Source organism: Nostoc sp. CCY0012, from assembly GCF_963920855.1.
Taxonomy (GTDB): domain Bacteria; phylum Cyanobacteriota; class Cyanobacteriia; order Cyanobacteriales; family Nostocaceae; genus Cyanocohniella.
The window spans coordinates 1-1,018 of record NZ_CAWUDM010000244.1 but is presented as its reverse complement, the minus strand read 5'-3'; the positions used below and the strand labels follow the sequence as shown (position 1 = coordinate 1,018).

The 1,018-nt window shown below is 51.5% G+C and carries 1 protein-coding gene; it reads left to right on the top strand.

Annotated elements, in window-relative coordinates; translation table 11 throughout:
- Position 1: 1 nt before the first annotated feature.
- A partial coding sequence (gene psbD / locus ACM0OS_RS28955) for a photosystem II D2 protein (photosystem q(a) protein) (protein WP_414546618.1) occupies positions 2–1,018 on the top strand: 1,017 nt, incomplete at its 3' end.

The window sequence follows — 1,018 nt, the reverse complement described above, 5'->3', positions numbered from 1 at the left end:
AATGACCATCGCAGTAGGACGCGCCCCCAGTACAAGAGGGTGGTTTGACGTACTAGACGACTGGTTAAAGCGCGATCGCTTCGTATTTGTAGGTTGGTCAGGGATATTATTATTCCCCTGCGCTTACCTAGCACTAGGCGGTTGGCTAACCGGTACAACCTTTGTAACTTCGTGGTACACCCACGGACTAGCCTCATCCTACCTGGAAGGCTGTAACTTCTTGACAGTAGCAGTATCTAGCCCCGCAGACAGCATGGGACACTCCCTGTTGTTACTGTGGGGGCCAGAAGCTCAAGGAGACCTCACCCGTTGGTTCCAACTCGGTGGCTTATGGCCATTCGTTGCCCTACACGGAGCCTTTGCCTTAATCGGCTTCATGTTGCGGCAATTTGAAATTGCGCGGCTAGTAGGCATTCGTCCCTACAACGCCCTAGCATTTTCTGCCCCCATCGCGGTATTCGTCAGCGTATTTCTGATGTACCCCTTGGGACAATCTTCCTGGTTCTTTGCACCCAGCTTCGGTGTCGCAGCCATCTTCCGGTTCCTACTATTCCTACAAGGATTCCACAACTGGACACTTAACCCCTTCCACATGATGGGTGTAGCAGGTGTACTCGGTGGAGCGCTATTGTGTGCCATTCACGGAGCCACAGTAGAAAACACCTTGTTTGAAGACGGCGAAGCATCCAACACCTTCCGCGCCTTCAACCCCACCCAAGCTGAAGAAACCTACTCAATGGTGACCGCAAACCGTTTCTGGTCACAGATTTTCGGTATTGCCTTCTCCAACAAACGTTGGTTACACTTCTTCATGCTGTTTGTGCCAGTCACAGGCTTGTGGATGGCTTCCATTGGGATTGTCGGTTTAGCACTCAACCTCCGGGCATATGACTTCGTATCCCAGGAATTGCGCGCGGCTGAAGACCCCGAATTTGAAACCTTCTATACCAAAAACATTTTGCTGAACGAGGGTATCCGCGCTTGGATGGCTCCTCAAGATCAGCCTCACGAACAATTT